Raw genomic sequence first — 18917 nt, 5'->3', positions numbered from 1 at the left:
CCATCAGCGTCAATGATTTTCAGTCAGCGCTCACTGACCTGCTGACGCTGGCAGACCCAGAGGGAAGCCAGCATCAGCAGGGCGCCCAGACCGAGCCTGAGCAGGTCGGTATCCTTTCCCCAGAGCACCAGATTGACCAGCAGACCCGCGGGGATCAAGGCGTTGTTCATGATGGCCAGCACGCCGCTGCTGACCAGGGTCGCCCCCTTGTTCCACAGGAAGTAGCCGAGCCCGGATGCCCCGACCCCCAGCCAGAAGAGGATGCCCCATTGCAGGGGGCTGGTGGGATATTGAGGTTTGCCCAGCAGCCACCAGGCGGGCAGGGCGATCACCAGGGCGCCCAGATAGAAGCAGCCGAACACCGCCAGCTGGGGCGGCTGCTCAGCCTCCCGGGCCAGCAGCACCTTGTAGCCCACCTGGCCCAGGGCGAAGCAGACGTTGGCGCCCTGCACCACCAGGAATCCCAGTACATAGCTTTCGGTCAGGCCGTCGAAACGGATGACGGCCGCCCCCAGCACCGCCAGCAGGGCCCCCCACAGATAGACAGGCTTGAAGCGCCCTTCCAGCAGGTCGTGGATCAGGGTGACATAGATGGGGGTGAAGATGGTGAACACCAGCACTTCCGGTACCGTCAAGAGCAGGAAGGAGTGGTAGTAGAAGAGATACATGATGCCGAGCTGGATGGCACCGAGGGCCATCAGCTTGGCCACCAGATCGGGGCGCAGCCAGCGACGGCGCAGGAAGGGCAGAAACACCAGGCTGGCGAGCACGATGCGGGTCAGTACCGAGAAGTAGGCATCCACCTGACCGGCGAGGTAGACCCCGATCAGGCTGAAGGAGAAGGACCAGAGCAGGGTAACCCCTATCAAGTAGTTCATGTGATTGAATTGTCGTCAGTTGTCAATTTGGAGGGCGCTATGATGGCCGAGTTGGAAGGCGCGATCCAGCGTTTATGGGAAGGGTTGTCACAGATCGGAGCATTTGCCTTCGAGGCGAGCAACGGGGTCGGATCCGCCACCGACTGGTGCGGTCGCGGGGAGGGTGCCGTGGTGGTGACCGATCACCATGGGGGGTGGCTGTATGCCGAGACGGGTCGCTACACCACGCCCCATGGCCGGGAGCTGACTATGCACAACCGCTTCTGGTGGCAGCGCACCGCACGGGGGATCATGCTCTCCCACCTGCGCTACGAGCAGCCGGTGATGCTGTTCGAGCTGTTGCCCCGGGGGGACGGGCACTGGGTCACGGCCGAGCCTCACCTGTGCGGGCAGGATCACTACAGCGCCGAGCTGACCGAAACCGGCGGGGGCTTCCTGCTCGCCTGGCAGATAACGGGGCCGCGCAAGAACGAGCGATTGAGTTATCGCTACGGACCAGAGGCGCAGAGATAAAAAAACCGGCGCAGGGCGCCGGTAGAGGGGACAAATCGGAGGTTTTGTTAAAACGGTCCCAAAAACAGGAGAGATACACTCTCGTCACACACGCAGAGAGGGTCTTCAGGCATTCAGTGCATAGTTCAGCATGGCTTGCAGCTTGCTGTCGAAGAACCAGGGCAGCAGCACCATCAGCAGACCCAGCACCCCGGCCAGCCGGTGGCGATACTGCCAGCCGGCTATCAGTACCAGACCGCCGCAGAGGGTGGTCAGGATGCCTGACATAGGGCCGCCTCCCGCTGTTGGCGGCGCTGCTGTGCCCACTGGTTGAGGGCGACCGAACCCAGGATCAGGGCCAGCGCCACGCCCGTGGTGGACTGGATCTGCTCGCCGAGGAACAGGGCTCCCAGCATGACGCCGAACAGCGGCACCAGGTAGTTGCTGAAGGAGGCGAAGGTCGGGCCCGCCTTCTGGATCAGCGCCATGTAGAGGAAGTAGACCAGGCCGGTACAGAAGATCCCCAGCATGGCGACGGCGCCCATGGCCTGCTGGCTCGGCAGGGTGAGGCTGCTCAGGTCGGCCACGAAGGGCGCGGCCAGCAGCAGCTGGATGGCCGAGGAGATCAGGATGTTGCGGGCCACGACCACAGGATGGTCCTTGGCGAAGCGCTTGATCATCAGCAGGCCGATGGCGAAGCAGCTGGCACCGAACAGGATGGCCATGGCACCGAGCAGGCCGGCATTCATGCCGCTGGTCAGCTTGGGCCAGAACAGTACCAACACGCCGATGAAGCCGATGATCACGGAGACGAGGCCGCCCTTGGTGATTCTTTCACCAGAAATAAACAAGGGAGCCGCCAGAATGGTCACAAAGGGGATACAACCCATGACCACGGCCGCGATGGCGCTGTCCACATACTGTTGTCCCCAGGCCACCATGATGAAGGGGATGGTGGCATCGAGCAGGGCGATCAGCATATAGGTTCGCCAGGGCGTGTGTTCACTCTTGAGGCGCATGAACAGGCAGAGCAGACCCAGGGTCAGGCTGCCGCACAGGGCGCGTCCGGCGGCCACCATGATGGGGGGCAGTTCAGCCACGGCCTGGTGCATGAAAATGAACTGGGAGCCCCACAACAGGCCGATCGCCAGCAACAACAGATAGCTACGCATTTGAATCTCCGATGTAATTCGCCTGCGCATTCTATGCAATCTGCTACTATGCCAAAAATGAATTGTCGTCATTCAACTATGGCCAATATCGATGGAACTGCCTCTCTCCCGCCTCGACCTCAACCTGCTCACCGTGTTCGACATGCTGATGCAGGAGCGCAACGTCACCCGTGCCGCCGAACGGCTGCACCTCTCCCAATCCACCGTCAGCCATGCGCTGGGGCGCTTGCGCCAGGCGCTGGATGACCCGCTGTTCGTGATGAGTCGGCGCGAGATGATGCCGACCGAACGGGCCAAGGCGCTGGCGAGCCCGGTGCGCCAGGCGCTGGCCATGCTGGAGCAGGGGCTGCGTCAGGCCAAGGGATTCGACCCGGCAAGTGCGCGGCGGATCTTTCGCATCGCCACCCCGGGCTCGGTGGAGCACGGCCTGGTGCCGGTGCTGGTGGAGTGGATGGTGCAGCAGGCTCCCCACTGCCGACTGGAAGTGTGCGAGCTGGCGGACAGCGACTACGAGCGGGAGCTGGAGAAGGGGGTACTGGATCTGGTGATCGGGTTTGCCGGTGCCAACCACCTCTCGCCCCGGTTGTGGCGCGAGGAGTGGTTCAGCAATCCGCTGGTCTGTTTGTCTCCCCTCGGCAGCGCTCTGCCCGACATGCTGGGGCCGGGAGAACTGGTCAGCCGCCCCCATATCCACACCTCCAGCTGGGGCCACAGCCAGGCCATGGTGGATCTCTGGCTGGCCCGTTTCGGGGTGGAGCGGGAGCTGGGGGTCAGGCTGCCGAGCTTTATGGCGGTACCGCCGCTGATGGCGACCGGCCGCTACCTGGTGGTGGTGCCCGAGATGATCGGGCGCCACTTCTGTCGCCACTATCCGTTGCGCCTGCACCAGCTGGAACCCGCCATCCCCATCGTCTACCTGATGGTGGGCCACCCGCTCAGTGCCCATGACGAGGCGATCGGCTGGTTCAAGGGGTTGTTGCACCGGCTGGCGAGGGAGCGCTACGGCGCGGATGCGCTCGGCCATCCCGCGCCGCAGGGGGCAGATCACGCCAATCCGGAGAAGTAGTCCAGCCCCATCGCCCCCTTCACCTCGGCCAGCACCTCGTCGGTGAGGGCCCGGGCCTGCTCGGTACCCTGCTGCAACAGGCGCAGCAGCTGGCGCTTGTCGGCGATGGCTGCCTCGCGCCGCTCCCGCATCGGAGCAAGCAGGGTCTGCAGGCAGTCGTTGAGTACCTGCTTGCAGCGCATGTCCCCCAGACCACCGCGCTGGTAGTGGGCCTTCATCTCGGCCACCAGGGCCTTGTCGGGGTGGAAGGCATCCAGATAGGCGAACACCGTATTGCCCTCCACCTGACCCGGATCGCTCACCTTGAGGTGATTGGGGTCGGTATACATGGCGAACACCGCCTGCTTGATCTCGTCGCTCGACATGCCGAGTTCGATGGTGTTGCCAAGGGACTTTGACATCTTGGCCTTGCCGTCGATGCCGGGCAGGCGGCCGGTGTCGCTCAGGATGGGCTGGCACTCGGTCAGCACCTCTTTGCCCACCAGGGTGTTGAAGCGGCGCACTATCTCGTTGGTCTGCTCCAGCATGGGCAGCTGATCCTCGCCCACCGGCACGTGAGTGGCACGAAAGGCGGTGATGTCGGCGGCCTGGCTGACCGGATAGACGAGGAAGCCGGCGGGCAGGCTGCGCTCGAACCCTTTTTGCTGGATCTCGGCCTTCACCGTGGGGTTGCGCTCCAGCCGGGCGACGCTGACCAGGTTGAGGTAGTAGGTCGTGAGTTCGGCGAGGGCGGGCAGGGCGCTCTGCAGGCAGAAGGTGGTCTTGGCCGGGTCGAGGCCGGCGGCCAGGTAGTCGGCCATCACCTCCAGCACGTGGTCGGTCACCTTGGCCGGGTTGTGGCCGTTGTCGGTCAGCGCCTGCAGATCGGCGATCATGACGAACTGGCGGTAATGGTGCTGGGCGGCCACGCGCTGGCGCAGGGAGCCGACGTAGTGGCCGATGTGCAGTTTGCCGGTGGGGCGGTCGCCGGTCAGGATCACGGGGTTGTGCATGTCACTCTCTCCAGTTGGGTGAGCCGGGAGGCGACAAAGGGATGAAAACAATGACCGCCTCTCGGCGGTCACGGTGTTTTCTTTGGTAAATTTTACATAGAAAAGCAGTGCCACCTGTTTAGAAGCAGCACCACCAGTAGTTGTGATTGAATGAGGCCATATTCATGGCAAATCACACTACGCCTGTTCGATCACTTCTGCAAGGGCACGACCAGCATGTCGCAGGGCACGGTATTCATCAGCTGGCGTGCGCTCGAGGTGAGCAGGCTCCAGAAGCTCTGGCGATGGCCGCACACCAGCAGGTCGATCTGGTAGTCCTTGACCGCCTGGTTGACCCGCTCGCTCAGATCGCCGCAGATCACCAATTTCTTCTCGATGGGGTAGTCCACCGAGGCGAGGAAGGCTTCCAGCTTCTCCTTCGCTTCGGCGATCACCTGGTCCTGCACGTTGTCGATGTCGATGTCGATCATCTCGGTGTAGAGATCCTTGAGGTCCACATCCACATGGATCACCGACAGCTTGGCGCCGTTGGAGCGGGCCCGGTCGACCGCCTTCTCTATCACCTTGCGGTTGTCTTCCGACAGGTCGATCGCGGCCAGTACGTGTTTGTAATAGGTTCCATTCATGGGAGTTCTCCTCACTGATCCTGGGTCCACTATACCAATGTCTGCTGAAACTAAAACGGCATCGTCGCCACAGTTTCAGGATTTGCCTGACCCCGAACCGGAAGGCGTAGAGGTGCAGATGGCCGGGGAGTGCATATTTTGAACAGGAGTTTGACGCCGGTCACAGGCGTGCTATTGCCCCCGGGAAGGTGGGGGAATAGGATGTGCCCGTGCTTCGCAATGAACACAAAACAACAAAAAGCATCTGAATACCGCTTTGGGGAGCCTCGCGCTCCCTTTTGTTTTTCTGCCCTCTTCCAGCCCATATCCAGTCCGACATCAAGGTAATCCCGCCCCCCTTGGTTATGCTGTAGCCAGTTCCCTTGGCAAAACGGCCAGGGCTCCTCACCTGCAACCGGGTGACGCTGTCATGGCCGTTTCTCATGTCCCACCGATGCACCGGAGAGTCCTTCATGATCATTCATCCCCAGATCCAGGGTTGTGTTGCCCGCAATTGCCACCCCATGGGTTGTCGCGCCGCCGTGCTGCAACAGATCGAACTGGTGCGGGCGGCGGGGCCGTTCAACGGGCCGAAACGGGTGCTGGTGCTGGGGGCATCGTCCGGTTTCGGGCTGGCGTCCCGGATCGCGCTCACCTTCGGCGCCGGGGCCGATACCCTGGGCGTCTCGTTCGAGCGGGGTCCCTCCGACAAGGGGCTCGGCAGTGCTGGCTGGTACAACAACATCTGGTTTCGTCAGGCGGCGGAGCAAGCCGGTCGCATCGCCGTCAACCTGATCGGGGATGCCTTCTCCGACACCATGCGCCAGCAGGCCATCGACGTCATCCGCCAGCAGCTCGGGCAGGTGGATCTGGTGGTCTATTCGCTGGCGAGCGGAGTCAGGGTGATGCCGGATGGCACGCAAGTGCGCTCCGTGCTCAAGACCACCGGCCAGCCATTCAGCGGCTGGGGGCTGGATCTGGAACAGGACACCCTGGTGCAGCAGTCGCTGGTGCCAGCCACCCCGGAGGAGATCCGCGACACCGTCACCGTGATGGGGGGCGAGGACTGGCAGCGCTGGATGCAGGCATTGCAGCAGGCGGATTGCCTGGCCCCTGGCGCCCGGACCGTTGCCTACTCCTATATCGGCCCCGAGTCCACCTATCCCCTCTATCGGGACGGCACCATCGGCTATGCCAAGGAGCACCTGCACGCCACCGCCGAGACCATCAACCTGCAACTTGCCGGGATCGGCGGCCATGCCTGGGTGTCGGTCTGCAAGGCGCTGGTGACCAAGGCGAGCGCCTATATTCCGGTGCTGCCGGTCTATCTGGGGCTGCTGATGGGGGTGATGAAGGAGCGCGGCGTGCACGAAGGCTGCATCGAGCAGATGCAGCGACTGTTTGCCGCCAAGATGTACGGGCCCAGAGGGGTCGTCGCCGATGGCAACCGGCTGATCCGGATGGATGACCACGAGCTTGAGCCAGCGGTGCAGGCCGCCGTCTCGGCACTCTGGCCCAAGGTGACGCCGGAGAACTTCCGCACCCTGGGGGATTTTGCCGGGTTGCGCCAGGAGTTCATGCAGCTCAACGGCTTCGAGCTGCCGGGGGTGGATTACGGTGCGCCGGTGAACGTGGCGTCACTCACTGAGCTGACGCCCTGACACCCGCACGAGGGGCATCAGGCGACGTTGCAGGCCAGTTCAGGGGAAAGATTGGGAGACTGGGCCAGTACGGTCTGGTTGCGCCCCTGGCGTTTCGCCTGATACATGGCCATGTCGGCCCGATGGATGAGCTGGCTCAGGCTGTCATCCTGCGTCGAGCGTTCCGCCACTCCGATGCTGATGGTCATGTGGGGGGCGGCCAGGTAGGCGATCCGGCTTCTCAGCTGCTCCGCCAGCCGCCAGCAGGTGGCCCCGTCCTGGGTCATGGCCACCAGAAATTCTTCCCCGCCCCAGCGCCCGGTCAATTGCTGGTCCGGCGCCCAGCTCTTGAGCTCCCTGGCCAACTGCCGGATAGCCTGATCCCCCGCCTGGTGACCATGCTTGTCGTTGATCTGCTTGAAGTGATCGATGTCGATGATGAGCAGGGTCAGGGGCGTTTCGTGCAGCCATTGCTGACCCAGTCTCTCCAGCAGGGCGCGCCGGTTGGGCAGCCCGGTCAGCTGATCGAAGGTGGCGAGCTTGTAGAGGTGGCGCGAGCTGCGGTGGAGCCTGCGGGTGGTGAGCCCGAGCAGGATCAGGGCGACGGCCAGCAGCACCAGCAGCAGCAATTGGTAGTAGCGGGCACTCTGCTGGTAGAGCAGTTGCTGGCGCTTGCTCTCGTTCTCCTGCTGCAACGCGCGATTGCTGGCCTCGATGCGAGCCAGATCCATCTCGACCTGGAAGGCAGCCGCGTGCTGGCTCAGGGTCTGGTTGAAGTGCTGCTTGTAGTACTGCATGTAGCGGGTCATGGCCCCGTAGGCCTCGGGGTAGCGGCCCAGATCGGCCAGTAACCTGGCCTGCATCGCCCGACCATCCATGGAGAGAGGGGCTGTGTGCTCCATCAGCAGTTGCAGGGCCAGCTGCTTCTCGCCACGACCCAGCAGGGTTCTTGCCCTGATCTCGGTCAGACGGGAGGCCGCCTGCGGGCTATCCAGCCTGTCATAGATGGCTTGTGCCTCCTCCAGGCTGCGCCAGGCTGAGTGCCAGTCCGCCCGTGCGTTGAACACCATGGCCTGGTAGCCGAGGACGATGGCGCGATAGTGGGGTGACAGGCTCGGCGTGGCCAGCAGGGTATCGAGCAACTGGCTGGCTCTGGCAGGCTGGCCCATGTCGATGTAGAGCCTGGCCATGTTGGCCCGGATGATGGCCTGGCTGTTGGGTTCGTTGAGCTGCACCATCTGGCCGAGGGCATCCTGATAATAGGTCTCGGCCTCACGGTAGAGATTGAGGTCCGCATAGAGATTGCCGAGGGTCATCAGCAGACGGCCGCACTGCAAGGTGGAGAGGATGGAATCCGGCTCTTTCTGCTTGAGGTGATAGGCGGTCTTGAGCTCGAGGATCGCCTCTTTCATCTGCTGGGTACGGTAGAGGGCGAGCCCGTTGAGGGCATGCCACTCCGAGACCTGCCTGGGGTGATGCCGGACCGCCGGCCAGAGCTGGGTGAGCAGCTCGAGCGCCTGATCCGGCGTATCGGCATCCAGGGTCAGGGCAATCTGCTGCAACCGGAAGTCGAGCAGGCGCAGGGTCTCCTGCTGGGCATTGGCCAGACCGCGGGCGCGGGCATTGTCGCGCTGTGCCTGGTGATAGCGGCCAAGGGCTGCCTGGGCCAGGGACCTGGCGTAGAACAGTTCCATATCCTGCTGGGGACTGGCGTCGAGGTGCTGCAGATAGCCGACGGGATCGCGCGCCGCCTGCAATTCAGCCTCTTTCAGCAAGGAGGGAGCTGCCTGCAACTGGGTCATCCAGAGCAGCGCCAGTGCCATTATGAATCTCATTGAATCCTTTCCCCGACCAATGGCGCCATCATAATGGCTGATGTCACCTACACCATGTTTCTTTGCTTCTCTATAACCGTATGGGGGAGAGGATGAGGTGAAAAGTCGTCGCAACTGCGGGGTGCGTCGGTTGTCTCTGGTTGCGTCAGGATGCAACAGTGGCGACAATCGTGGGCAAATCACAGTGGAGAATCATCATGTTGGCCAAAGCCATGATCGAGAAGTTGAACGAGCAGATTAATCTTGAATTCTATTCCTCCAACCTCTACCTGCAGATGAGCGCCTGGTGCGAGGACAAGGGCTTCGAGGGGGCCGCCACCTTCCTGCGCCAGCATGCGGTCGAGGAGCGCCAGCACATGGAACGCCTGTTCACCTACGTGAGCGAGACCGGCGCCATGCCGGTACTGGGGGCCATCGAAGCGCCTCCCCACGAATTCAAGTCCCTGGGTGACATCTTCCGCACCACCCTCGAGCACGAGTATCACATCACCAAGTGCATCAACGGTCTGGCCCACGTCGCCTTCACCACCCAGGATTACTCCACCTTCAACTTCCTGCAGTGGTACGTGGCCGAGCAGCACGAAGAGGAGAAGCTGTTCAAGAGCATCGTCGACCGTCTGAGCCTGGTGGGCGAGGATGGCAAGGGCCTCTATTTCATCGACAAGGAGCTGGCCGAGCTGGCCAAGGGCGCCCCGGCCAGCATCATGGACGGCAACGCCTGATAGTCGTGGACACTTAGTGTTCAGTCAGTACAATGACGGCCCCTTGTAAAGGGGCCGTTTTCTATTTGCAGGTGTCCTTGTACCGCTGTGCTGGTGTCTGCCGGGTACAATGACGGTCCTTTAAGGTAAAGGGGCCGTTTTTCTTTTGATGGGTGAGTGACGATGAAACAGGTGGATGTGGTGGTGATCGGTGCCGGGGCGGCCGGATTGATGTGTGCGGCCCAGGCTGGCTACCGGGGTCGCTCCGTGCTGGTGCTCGACAACGCCAAGAAGCCGGGCCGCAAGATCCTCATCAGCGGCGGCGGTCGCTGCAACTTCACCAATCATCAGGCGGGTCCCCATGCCTTCCTTTCGGCCAACCCCCACTTCTGCAAATCGGCGCTGGCGCGCTATACCCAGCAGGATTTCATCGATCTGGTGGACAGGCATGGCCTGAACTACCACGAGAAGACGCTGGGCCAGCTCTTCTGCGACGACAGCGCCAAGGATATCGTCGACATCCTGCTGACCGAGTGCGACTGGGCTGGCGTGACCCTGCAGTTCCAGACCGAGATCCTCACCGTCAGCAAGACAGATGAAGGCTTCGTGCTCGACACCAGCAAGGGGGAGATCGCCTGCTCGTCGCTGGTGGTCGCCACCGGCGGCCTCTCCATGCCGAAACTCGGTGCTACCCCTTATGGCTTCAAGCTGGCGGAGCAGTTCGGCCTCACCGTGCTGCCGACTCGCGCCGGGCTGGTGCCCTTTACCCTGCATCAGGCCGACAAGGAGGCCTTCGCCGATCTGGCGGGGGTCAGCCTGCCGGTGGCGGTGACCGCCGAGGATGGCACCCGCTTCAAGGAGGCCATGCTGTTCACCCATCGCGGCCTCTCCGGCCCCGCCATCCTGCAGATCTCCTCTTTTTGGCTGGCGGGGGAGAAGATCCACATCAATCTGCTGCCGGATCTCGACATTCCAGAGACCCTCAAGACCTGGGCCCAGGCCCATCCTGCCCAGGAGCTGAAAACCGTGCTGGGGCGCGAGCTGCCCAAGCGCTTCGTCGACAAGCTGGTGGAGCTGGAATTGCTGGTGAGCAAGCCGATGCGCCAGTACAACGAACGGGAGCTGGAGGCGGTGGCCACCCTGCTGGGGGATTGGCAGATCCTGCCCAACGGCACCGAAGGGTATCGCACCGCCGAAGTGACCCTGGGGGGAGTGGATACCAACGCGCTCTCCTCCAAGACCATGGAGGCGCGCACCGTGCCCGGCCTCTACTTCATCGGCGAAGTGGTCGATGTGACCGGCTGGCTCGGTGGTTACAACTTCCAGTGGGCCTGGTCGTCGGGCTGGGTGGCAGGCCAGTACTGCTGAGGGATGCCGCATCCTTGCTGTGAATGGTCCCGTCAGCGGCCTCTCGGGTGACAACTTCCAGTGGGCCCGGTCGTCGGGCTGGGGGAGAGGCCGTACTGCTGACAAAGAGGCTCGGCGGATGAGTCCGAGCGGATCGGGCCGTGTCAGGCGGCCCGAGTGATGGAACCAGACGCGGCCTGCTCAGGCCGCGTTTTTTATGGTCGGTCGCTGGCTGCCGCTTGGCCTCTAGCCTCTCCTGATATTGGGCAGGAAGGCGGTCAGCAGACCGATAAGGGGCAGATAGGCGCAGACCTGATAGACGGTTTCGATGCTGGTGGCATCGGCCAATTTGCCCAGCAGGGCGGCCCCTATCCCTCCCATGCCGAAGGCGAAGCCGAAGAAGAGGCCGGAAATGGTGCCGACCTTGCCGGGTACCAGATCCTGGGCGTAGACCAGGATGGCGGAGAACGCCGACGCCAGGATGAGGCCGATGACGATCGACAGCACCGAGGTCCAGAACAGGTCGACGTGGGGCAGCAGCAGGGTGAAGGGAGCGACGCCGAGGATGGAGATCCAGATCACCCGCTTGCGACCGATGCGATCGCCGAGCGGCCCGCCGAGCACTGTCCCCGCCGCGACGGCAAACAGGAAGGCGAATAGATAGAGCTGGGCGCTCTCCAGCGACAGGTGGAACTTGTCCATCAGGTAGAAGGTGTAATAGCTGCTCAGGCTGGCCATGTAGAAGAACTTGGAGAACATCAGCAGACCGAGGATGGCCAGTGACCAGCCAATCTGGCGGCGGCTCAGGCCGGTGCCGGCATGGGCCCTCATCCGCCGATGGAAGCTGGCGGCATGGTGGCTGGACCAGCGGCCGACGAAGCTGAGCACGATGACCCCGATGAGTGCGAACAACGAGAACCAGGCCGCACTGCCCTGTCCCTTCGGCACGATGATGAGCGCCGCGAGCAGGGGGCCGATGGCCGATCCCAGATTGCCGCCGATCTGGAACAGAGACTGGGCCAGACCAGGCTGGTTGCCGGCCGCCATGCGGGCGACCCGGGAGGATTCCGGGTGGAAGACGGAGGAGCCCATGCCGATCAGCATGGCCGACAATAGCACGGCGCCAAAGCTGCCTGCCTGCGACAGGTAGAGCAGCCCCACCAGCGTGAAGCCCATGCCCAGAGGCAGGGAGTAGGGCATGGGTCTGCGGTCGGTATAGAGGCCGATCAGGGGTTGCAGCAGCGAGGCCGTGAACTGGTAGGTGAGGGTGATGAGACCTATCTGGGTGAACGACAGATCGAGCCCCAGCTTCAGGAGGGGATAGATGGCCAGCAGTACCGACTGCATCATGTCGTTCAACAGGTGCGAGAAGCTGATGGCGGCGATCACCGGATAAGCGGTGGTAGTCGGGTTGTCCACCGCGGGCGGGGCGGTGATCGGGGTGTCGGTACTCAAGGTCTTGTCCATGGCTGGGGTATCACTCCCTCTACCATGCCCTATCCCGGCGCATCTGGACATAACCAAAGTGGGCGAACGCCCGGATTGCGTTCGCGTGGCGCGCAGGCCGTTCATGCTGACGGCGTGTGGATGGCTGGTCAGATCTTGTGCTTGGCGCAGGGCAGATTAGTATAGAAGGCCTGCCGCCGTTATCCGGCCCATCACCCGCCATGGAGGGAACATGTTCGAAAGCCTGGGTGTCATCAACGTCTGGACCTATCTGGTCGGTCTCTTCTTCATCATCATCGCCCCGGGCCCGAACTCCCTCTACGTGCTGCGAACCGGTGCCGTGCGCGGCATAGGCCCGGGTTATCGCGCCGCCCTCGGCGTCTTCGTCGGCGATGCCATCCTCATTTTCTGCGCCTATCTGGGGATCGCGTCCCTCATTCGCACCACCCCATTGCTGTTTACCCTGGTGCGCTATCTGGGCGCGATCTACCTGCTTTATCTGGGGGTGAAGATCCTGCACGCGAACTTCATCGCCAAAAAGGCGGGACCGGCGTCCGAGATGGATCCCGGTGAGCGCTATTTTACCAAGGCCCTCACCCTGAGCCTCACCAATCCCAAGGCGATTCTGTTCTACGTCTCTTTCTTCGTGCAGTTCATCGACTTCAGCTATGCCCACACCTGGATATCCTACCTGGTGCTGGCTGGCATGCTGGAAGCGATGAGCTTCGTCTACCTGACCCTGCTGATCTTCGGCGGTACCCTGATGGCCCGCTTTTTCCGTCAGCGCCAGACGGCGGCCCGTCTCGGCAACGGCCTTATCGGCCTCTTCTTCATGGGGTTTGCGGCCAGGCTGGCGACGCTCTCCTCCTGACCCCGGGGATTGCTGACCGTCCGGTGTCGGGCACCTAGTCTGGCCAGCAATCCTTGCCCACCGGGATGAAGCGGGACTGGTAGACGATGAGCTTCTGGTTGCCCGGCTGATTGATCCCGGGATTGTGGTAGGTCTCCCCGGGCAGCAGGTACTTGCTGTCCGCCTCGCTGTCCGCCTGCTGGCAGCCCCGTTTCACCATGAACTCGAAATAGGTGTTGCCGGTATTGGTGATGGTGCTCTGTGCCGGGTCCAGCTGGTATGCAAAACGTGACTGACGCGGACGCACCACCAGGATGGACTGCAGGGCCAGCTTCACCTCGACGGTTCCCCGGTGCTGCGTCTGGCTGCCTTCATCCACCTGGGCTGCCGGTGACTCGGTGAAGGTGATGCGGTAGTAACGCTCATGGTCATCGGCGGGCTCCTTGTAGTAGAACTTGACGTTCTGGGCATGTCTGGCGTGCAGGGTGAAGCGCCTGGGGGCAAACAGCAGCTCACCGGGGACGGTGGGCAGTGTTCTGCCTCTGACCGTGGGATCGCTGATTTTTTCCATCTGTATGTCGTACAGCTTGGGTGAAGCACTGTTGTTGGTCAGGGTTCTGGTAATGAACTCCTGCTCTGTCGCCATGGCAAGAGTCATGGCGCCGATGTCGAGGGCGGCGGCCTGTGAGGCCAGCAAGCCGCCCAGCAAGGGCCAAAGTAGACGATGCATGTTGTACTCCATGGTCAGCGCCAGGTCCCCTTGATGGTGATGGTGCCGCTTTGTTCCACCTCGCCTTCCCACATCTCGTCGCCCATGGTGCGCTGCACCATGGGATCGGTCAGGTCGAATTCCAGCGCCAGTTTGTAAAACCGGGTGATGCCCTGGCCGTTGACGGGATCATTCCACTCCTGCGGTGGTTGATTGTCCTGTATTCCGAGGGTGCGAATATCCACCGGTGTGCGATCGCAGCGAATGGCGTGCCGTGAACCCGCGCCATGAACCACCGAATCGAATACCAGCCTGGTAGGGATGGGGACGGCCTGTTCAGGTGCGAAGGAGCCTGCCGGATAGAAAGTGCAATATCCCCGATAGGGCGAACCTCTGTCCTGTGAAATAGAAATTTCCAGCATATCGGCACTGATGGGGCCGCTATCAGAGATATTGTATGAGAAGCTCAGAATGTCTTTTCCAACCTGCCCCTCCCTGTAAGGATTGCTGACGCCCTCCGAAGACAAGGGAAAGTGCGAACAAGTATCCCACGAACAAAAAATGAAAATTTTAGTCATTTAATATCAATGGGTTACCAGTAAATGCTCTCGTGCCATATGACTTATTCGCACCTTCCCCAGTACACCATCAACTCATAGGCGGCGTCGCCCACCTGGTCCGGTCTGGCTGACGGGGCTTGATAGCTGAGGTAATAGCGGGTCGCCTGTGCCAGGGGGAGGGCGCGGCTTGCTTCGAGGGGTTGTCCGTTGAGCGCCAGCGTGATCCGGAGATCATCCTGCTGTGGCAGGGAGCCGTAGAGTGCGCGGGCTTGCAAACGATAGGTGGTGTTGAAATCCGGGTGGCCCAGGTCTGCTGCGAGGATCTGGACGGGAGCCTGTGCCGGATCCGAATTGATGGCCTGGAGGCCTGGGTGGGTAAGCGCTACTTCCATGTTGGTCTCTTTGCTGGCGGTGGCCTGCCAGTTCAGCTGGCTCACCTGCGTATTGGCGTGAACGGCGGCACTGCTGCAACCGATCATCACTGCCAGCACCATGCTTTTTTGAAACATAGTTATCTCCTTTGTCGGACTGGGCCCTCCTTGGCGAGGGCCTCCTCTTATCGGCGCTTTCCCCGAAGGCTGAACCGCTCTCCCCGGATTCGCCCATGAGTCGGCGGCAGATAAGGGGTATGATCCGCCCCCTGGCGCCATGCCATTGACGGAGGAGAGCCATGCTCGAAAATCAGATGATGTTGTTGGCGGTGTTTGAGCGGGCGGCTCTGATGCTGATGACGCTCTTTCTTCTCACCCGCACCCGGCCGTTTCAGCGATTGTTCCAGAAGCGTGACCACACCCCGGCCGAGCTGGTGCTGGTGGCGGCCATCTTCTGTCTGTTCGCGGTGTTCAGTACCTACACCGGCATTCCGGTGGAGGGGGCCCTCATCAATGTGCGGATCATCGCCATCATCTCGGGCGGCATCCTGTTCGGCCCCTGGGTCGGCATTCCGGCCGGGGTCATCTCGGGGCTGCACCGCTATCTCATCGACATGGATGGCCACACCTCCATTCCCTGTCTCATCGCCAGCATCATCGCCGGCCTGCTGGCCACCTGGCTGCACCTGCGCTGTCGCAAGTCGCGGCTCTGGCTCTATGGCATCCTGGCGGGGATGGCCTGCGAGGGGCTGACCATGCTGCTTATCTGGCAACTGACCGAGCCCCATGCGGTAGGTGTGGAGATAGTCAGTCATATTGCCTACCCGATGATCGCCGGTGCGCTCTGTATCGGGCTCATCATCAAGCTGGTGCAGGATCTGGATGACGAGAAGGAGCGGATTGCCGCCAAGCAGGCCAAGCTGGCGCTCGACATCGCCAACAAGACGTTGCCGTTTTTCCAGAACATCGATCGCCACTCCCTGAGCCAGGTGTGCGGCATCATTCGCAGCGAGATCAGCGCCGATGCGGTGGCCATCACCGATACCCGCGACGTGCTGGCCTATGTGGGGGTGGGCAAGGATTACTACGAGCTGGACGAGCATCACGCCATCAGCAACATGACCCACAGAGCGGTGCTGCTGGACCAGATCATCATCAACAACGATCTGCGCCAGTATCACCTCTCCGATTTTCACTCGGTCATCATTATTCCGCTGCGGGAAAACGGCGCCGTCAGCGGCACCCTCAAGATCTACTATCGCCGCACCCACAGCATCACCAGCTCCCTCAAGGAGATGGCGGTGGGTCTCTCCCAGCTCATCTCCACCCAGATGGAGGTGTCGCGTATCGAGCAGCTCAAGGAGATGACCCGCAAGGCGGAGTTCACCGCGCTGCAGAGCAAGATCAACCCCCACTTCCTGTTCAACGCCCTCAATGCCATCTCGTCGCTGATCCGCATCCGTCCCCAGCAGGCACGCCAGCTGATCGCGAACCTCGCTGACTACCTGCGCTACAACCTCAACAAGGGGGACACCCTCATCGACATCCAGGAGGAGCTGCAGCAGGTGCGCGACTACGTGGCCATCGAGCAGGCCCGCTTCGGCGACAAGCTGGAGGTGGTGTTCGAGGTGGACGACGTGCATATCCAGGTGCCGAGCCTGCTGTTGCAGCCGTTGGTGGAAAACGCCATCCTGCACGGCATCCAGCCCCGCAGTGCGCCGGGTCGGGTCACCATCGAGGTGAAGCAGCTGGCGGGCGGCATCCGGGTCGCGGTGCGCGACACCGGCTACGGCATCAGCCAGGCGGTGATCGACGGGGTCGCCGCCGGTCGGGTGGAAAGCCGCAGCATCGGTCTGATGAACGTGCATCAGCGGGTCAAGCTGCTCTATGGCGACGGCCTGCACCTCAAGCGGCTGGAGCCGGGGACCGAAGTCTGTTTCTATCTGCCTGATCAGGAGGCAATGCCATGCTGAAAGCCATCATAGTGGAAGACGAATGTTTGATACGGGAGGAGCTGGCCTCTCCTGTGCTCCTTATGGGGGCAATGTCATGCTGAAAGCGATCATTGTGGAAGATGAGTATCTGGCCCGCGAGGAGTTGGCCTTTCTGGTGGGGCAGCACAGCAACATCGAGATAGTGGCGAGCTTCGAGGACGGGCTGGAGGCGTTCAAGTATCTGCAGGATCACGAGGTGGACGTGGTGTTTCTGGATATCCAGATCCCCGCCATCGACGGCCTGCTGCTGGCCAAGAACCTGCACAAGTCCAGCCATCCGCCCCACATCGTCTTCGTCACCGCCTACAAGGAGTTTGCGGTGGAGGCGTTCGAGCTGGAGGCATTCGACTACATCCTCAAGCCCTACAACGAGCCGCGCCTCATCAATCTGCTGCAGAAGCTCGAACTGGCGGGCAAGTCCCAGCCCCAGGGTGCGGAGTCCGGGACGCCACAGAACCGCACCGTCAATCTGGTGAAGGGGGAGCGCATCATCGTCACCCCCTGCGAGCAGATCTACTACGCGGAAGCCGACGAGAAGCTGACCCATGTCTACACCCGTACCGATCGCTACGTGATGACCATGACCCTCAGCGAGTTTGTCAGTCGGTTGCCTGCCGAGGGGTTCTTTCGTTGCCACCGCTCCTACTGCGTCAACATCAACAAGATCCGCGAGATAGTGCCCTGGTTCAACAGCACCTATCTCATCCGGCTCCATGACCTGCCGTTCGAGGTGCCGGTCAGCCGCAGCAACATCAAGGCGTTCCGTCAGCTGATGCGGCTCTGATTGTCATTCATTCCCGCCGATCTGCATTTCATGCCGTAATCGGTCGGTGGGAGCGGCGTCTTGCCTATAGTGGCCCCAGTTTCCTTAAGGCCATTCCTCGAGACGCATCATGACCAGAGAGCTGAATCGCACCCGTTACCTCACCCTGTTGGGGACCATCATCACCCAGTTCGCGCTGGGATCCGTTTACACCTGGAGCCTGTTCAACGCCCAGCTCTCTGACAAGCTGGACGAGCCGGTGAGCCAGGTCGCCTTCGCCTTCGGCCTGCTCAGCCTCTCCCTGGCGGTGGCCTCCTCCCTGGCAGGCAAGCTGCAGGAGCGGTTCGGGGTGCGCAACGTCACCCTGGGCGCCGGCGTGCTGCTCGGCATCGGCTTCTTCCTCACCGCCCATGCCAGCAACCTGGCGATGCTTTACCTCTGCGCCGGCATCCTGGTCGGTTTTGCCGACGGTACTGGCTACCTGATGACCCTCTCCAACTGCGTGAAGTGGTTCCCGGAGCGCAAGGGGCTCATCTCCGCCTGCTCCATCGGTGCCTACGGCCTCGGCAGCCTGGGCTTCAAGTACATCAACCTGCTGCTGCTCTCCAGCAACGGCCTTGAGACCACCTTCCAGCTGTGGGGGCTGATCGCCATGTCCATGGTGCTGGTGGGTGGCATGCTGATGAAGGATGCGCCCAAGCAGGCCGCCGCCGTGCAGCAGAGCGAGAGCCGCGACTTCACCCTGGCCGAGGCGATGCGCAAGCCGCAGTACTGGATGCTGGCGCTGATGTTCCTCACCGCCTGCATGAGCGGTCTCTACGTCATCGGCGTGGCCAAGGACATCGGCGAGAAGATGGTGGGCCTGCCGGCCGTGGTCGCCGCCAACGCCGTCGCCATCATCGCCATGGCCAACCTGGGCGGCCGGCTGGTGCTGGGCATCCTCTCCGACAAGATGTCCCGTATCCGGGTCATCACCATCGCCCAGTTGATTACCCTGGCGGGCATGGCGCTGCTGCTGTTCGTGCCGCTCAATGCCAACCTCTTCTTCGTAGCGGTGGCCTGCGTGGCGTTCAGCTTCGGCGGTACCATCACCGTCTACCCCTCGCTGGTGAGCGACTTCTTTGGCCTCAACAACCTGACCAAGAACTACGGCGTCATCTATCTGGGCTTTGGTCTGGGCAGCATCATCGGCTCCATTGTGGCCTCCCTGTTCGGCGGCTTCATGGCCACATTCAACCTCATTCTGGTGTTGCTGGTGGTGGCCCTGGTGCTCTCCCTCACCATCCGCCTGCCGGCTCCCGTTGCGGCTGTCGACAGGGCCTGACCCCTCTCGCTTCTCAAGTCATAAAAAATCTATGGTCACCCCCTTTTTTGCAACCTTGATTTCGGGTGTTGTGGTTGGCTTGCTTAAATCTATCCGGCGTCTTGATGGAGAATGTTCTCCGCGCCACGATGAGAATCGCGCCTGACTGTCCTAAAAAGACCCTCGGCCTAGA

The 18917-nt window shown here is 62.0% G+C and carries 19 protein-coding genes; 9 read left to right on the top strand and 10 right to left on the bottom strand.

Going from position 1 to position 18917, the window contains the following annotated elements; translation table 11 throughout:
• Window positions 1-23: 23 nt before the first annotated feature.
• Window positions 24-878, bottom strand: coding sequence for a DMT family transporter (locus J9889_RS08130; protein ID WP_042016171.1), 855 nt, complete (start codon window positions 876-878; stop codon window positions 24-26).
• Window positions 879-920: 42 nt separating this feature from the next.
• On the opposite strand from J9889_RS08130, the gene J9889_RS08125 reads away from it, so the two are divergent.
• Window positions 921-1391: a DUF6314 family protein gene (locus tag J9889_RS08125; RefSeq protein ID WP_041215799.1), complete on the top strand. Its 471-nt coding sequence runs from the start codon at window positions 921-923 to the stop codon at window positions 1389-1391.
• A 105-nt stretch (window positions 1392-1496) separates the two neighbouring features.
• Here J9889_RS08125 and J9889_RS08120 read toward each other — a convergent pair whose 3' ends face one another.
• Both J9889_RS08120 and J9889_RS08115 read right to left on the bottom strand, forming a co-directional pair.
• Complete coding sequence (locus tag J9889_RS08120; protein ID WP_010672325.1) at window positions 1497-1658, bottom strand: hypothetical protein; 162 nt, start codon at window positions 1656-1658, stop codon at window positions 1497-1499.
• Window positions 1643-2542: an EamA family transporter gene (locus J9889_RS08115; protein WP_041212088.1), complete on the bottom strand. Its 900-nt coding sequence runs from the start codon at window positions 2540-2542 to the stop codon at window positions 1643-1645. The genes J9889_RS08120 and J9889_RS08115 overlap by 16 nt, the downstream gene beginning before the upstream one ends.
• Window positions 2543-2633: 91 nt before the next feature.
• On the opposite strand from J9889_RS08115, the gene J9889_RS08110 reads away from it, so the two are divergent.
• Window positions 2634-3608 carry a LysR family transcriptional regulator gene (locus J9889_RS08110; protein WP_210556324.1) on the top strand — a complete coding sequence of 325 codons (975 nt, stop codon included), beginning with the start codon at window positions 2634-2636 and terminating at the stop codon, window positions 3606-3608.
• Here the strand turns inward: J9889_RS08110 and trpS are convergent.
• Both trpS and J9889_RS08100 read right to left on the bottom strand, forming a co-directional pair.
• On the bottom strand, window positions 3587-4600 hold the full coding sequence (trpS, locus tag J9889_RS08105) for a tryptophan--tRNA ligase (protein ID WP_104455000.1): 1014 nt from the start codon (window positions 4598-4600) through the stop codon (window positions 3587-3589). The genes J9889_RS08110 and trpS overlap by 22 nt on opposite strands.
• Before the next feature lie 191 nt (window positions 4601-4791).
• A complete protein-coding gene (locus tag J9889_RS08100) occupies window positions 4792-5226 on the bottom strand; it encodes a universal stress protein (protein ID WP_010672329.1) in 435 nt (144 codons plus the stop codon).
• A gap of 452 nt (window positions 5227-5678) precedes the next feature.
• Between J9889_RS08100 and fabV the strand changes: the two genes are divergently transcribed.
• On the top strand, window positions 5679-6866 hold the full coding sequence (gene fabV, locus J9889_RS08095; RefSeq protein ID WP_210556323.1) for an enoyl-ACP reductase FabV: 1188 nt from the start codon (window positions 5679-5681) through the stop codon (window positions 6864-6866).
• A 17-nt stretch (window positions 6867-6883) separates the two neighbouring features.
• Here fabV and J9889_RS08090 read toward each other — a convergent pair whose 3' ends face one another.
• Window positions 6884-8668, bottom strand: coding sequence for a GGDEF domain-containing protein (locus J9889_RS08090; RefSeq protein WP_210556361.1), 1785 nt, complete (start codon window positions 8666-8668; stop codon window positions 6884-6886).
• 209 nt (window positions 8669-8877) lie between these two features.
• Here J9889_RS08090 and ftnA point away from each other — a divergent pair, with 209 nt between their 5' ends.
• A complete protein-coding gene (gene ftnA / locus J9889_RS08085) occupies window positions 8878-9402 on the top strand; it encodes a non-heme ferritin (RefSeq protein WP_010672333.1) in 525 nt (174 codons plus the stop codon).
• A gap of 162 nt (window positions 9403-9564) precedes the next feature.
• The gene (locus tag J9889_RS08080; RefSeq protein WP_210556322.1) at window positions 9565-10749 is read left to right on the top strand and encodes an NAD(P)/FAD-dependent oxidoreductase; all 1185 of its coding nucleotides are present in this window, start codon (window positions 9565-9567) and stop codon (window positions 10747-10749) included.
• 225 nt (window positions 10750-10974) lie between these two features.
• Here the strand turns inward: J9889_RS08080 and J9889_RS08075 are convergent, their stop codons facing one another.
• Window positions 10975-12195, bottom strand: coding sequence for an MFS transporter (locus J9889_RS08075; protein ID WP_039040678.1), 1221 nt, complete (start codon window positions 12193-12195; stop codon window positions 10975-10977).
• A gap of 211 nt (window positions 12196-12406) precedes the next feature.
• Between J9889_RS08075 and leuE the strand changes: the two genes are divergently transcribed.
• Window positions 12407-13045 (top strand): leucine efflux protein LeuE, encoded by a 639-nt coding sequence (gene leuE, locus J9889_RS08070; RefSeq protein WP_010672336.1) that lies wholly within the window; start codon window positions 12407-12409, stop codon window positions 13043-13045.
• A gap of 34 nt (window positions 13046-13079) precedes the next feature.
• Here the strand turns inward: leuE and J9889_RS08065 are convergent, their stop codons facing one another.
• Genes J9889_RS08065 through J9889_RS08055 form a run of 3 tightly spaced genes read right to left on the bottom strand, consistent with a single transcriptional unit; the run spans window position 13080 to window position 14802 of the window.
• Window positions 13080-13754 carry a fimbria/pilus periplasmic chaperone gene (locus tag J9889_RS08065; protein WP_246878063.1) on the bottom strand — a complete coding sequence of 225 codons (675 nt, stop codon included), beginning with the start codon at window positions 13752-13754 and terminating at the stop codon, window positions 13080-13082.
• Window positions 13755-13768: 14 nt separating this feature from the next.
• On the bottom strand, window positions 13769-14311 hold the full coding sequence (locus J9889_RS08060) for a hypothetical protein (RefSeq protein ID WP_246878062.1): 543 nt from the start codon (window positions 14309-14311) through the stop codon (window positions 13769-13771).
• A gap of 44 nt (window positions 14312-14355) precedes the next feature.
• Window positions 14356-14802 (bottom strand): hypothetical protein, encoded by a 447-nt coding sequence (locus tag J9889_RS08055; protein WP_210556320.1) that lies wholly within the window; start codon window positions 14800-14802, stop codon window positions 14356-14358.
• Between the two features lie 161 nt (window positions 14803-14963).
• Here J9889_RS08055 and J9889_RS08050 point away from each other — a divergent pair, with 161 nt between their 5' ends.
• From J9889_RS08050 to J9889_RS08040, 3 genes are all read left to right on the top strand, one after another.
• Entirely contained in the window at window positions 14964-16637 is a 1674-nt protein-coding gene (locus J9889_RS08050) for a sensor histidine kinase (RefSeq protein WP_210556318.1), read from the top strand.
• Between the two features lie 76 nt (window positions 16638-16713).
• Window positions 16714-17442: a LytTR family DNA-binding domain-containing protein gene (locus J9889_RS08045; RefSeq protein ID WP_039040685.1), complete on the top strand. Its 729-nt coding sequence runs from the start codon at window positions 16714-16716 to the stop codon at window positions 17440-17442.
• A 109-nt stretch (window positions 17443-17551) separates the two neighbouring features.
• Complete coding sequence (locus J9889_RS08040; RefSeq protein WP_039040686.1) at window positions 17552-18745, top strand: MFS transporter; 1194 nt, start codon at window positions 17552-17554, stop codon at window positions 18743-18745.
• Window positions 18746-18917 lie beyond the last annotated feature (172 nt).

The organism is Aeromonas sp. PrichA-15, assembly GCF_017939245.1.
Classification (GTDB): domain Bacteria; phylum Pseudomonadota; class Gammaproteobacteria; order Enterobacterales; family Aeromonadaceae; genus Aeromonas; species Aeromonas caviae.
This window is presented reverse-complemented; position numbering and strand designations above follow the sequence as displayed.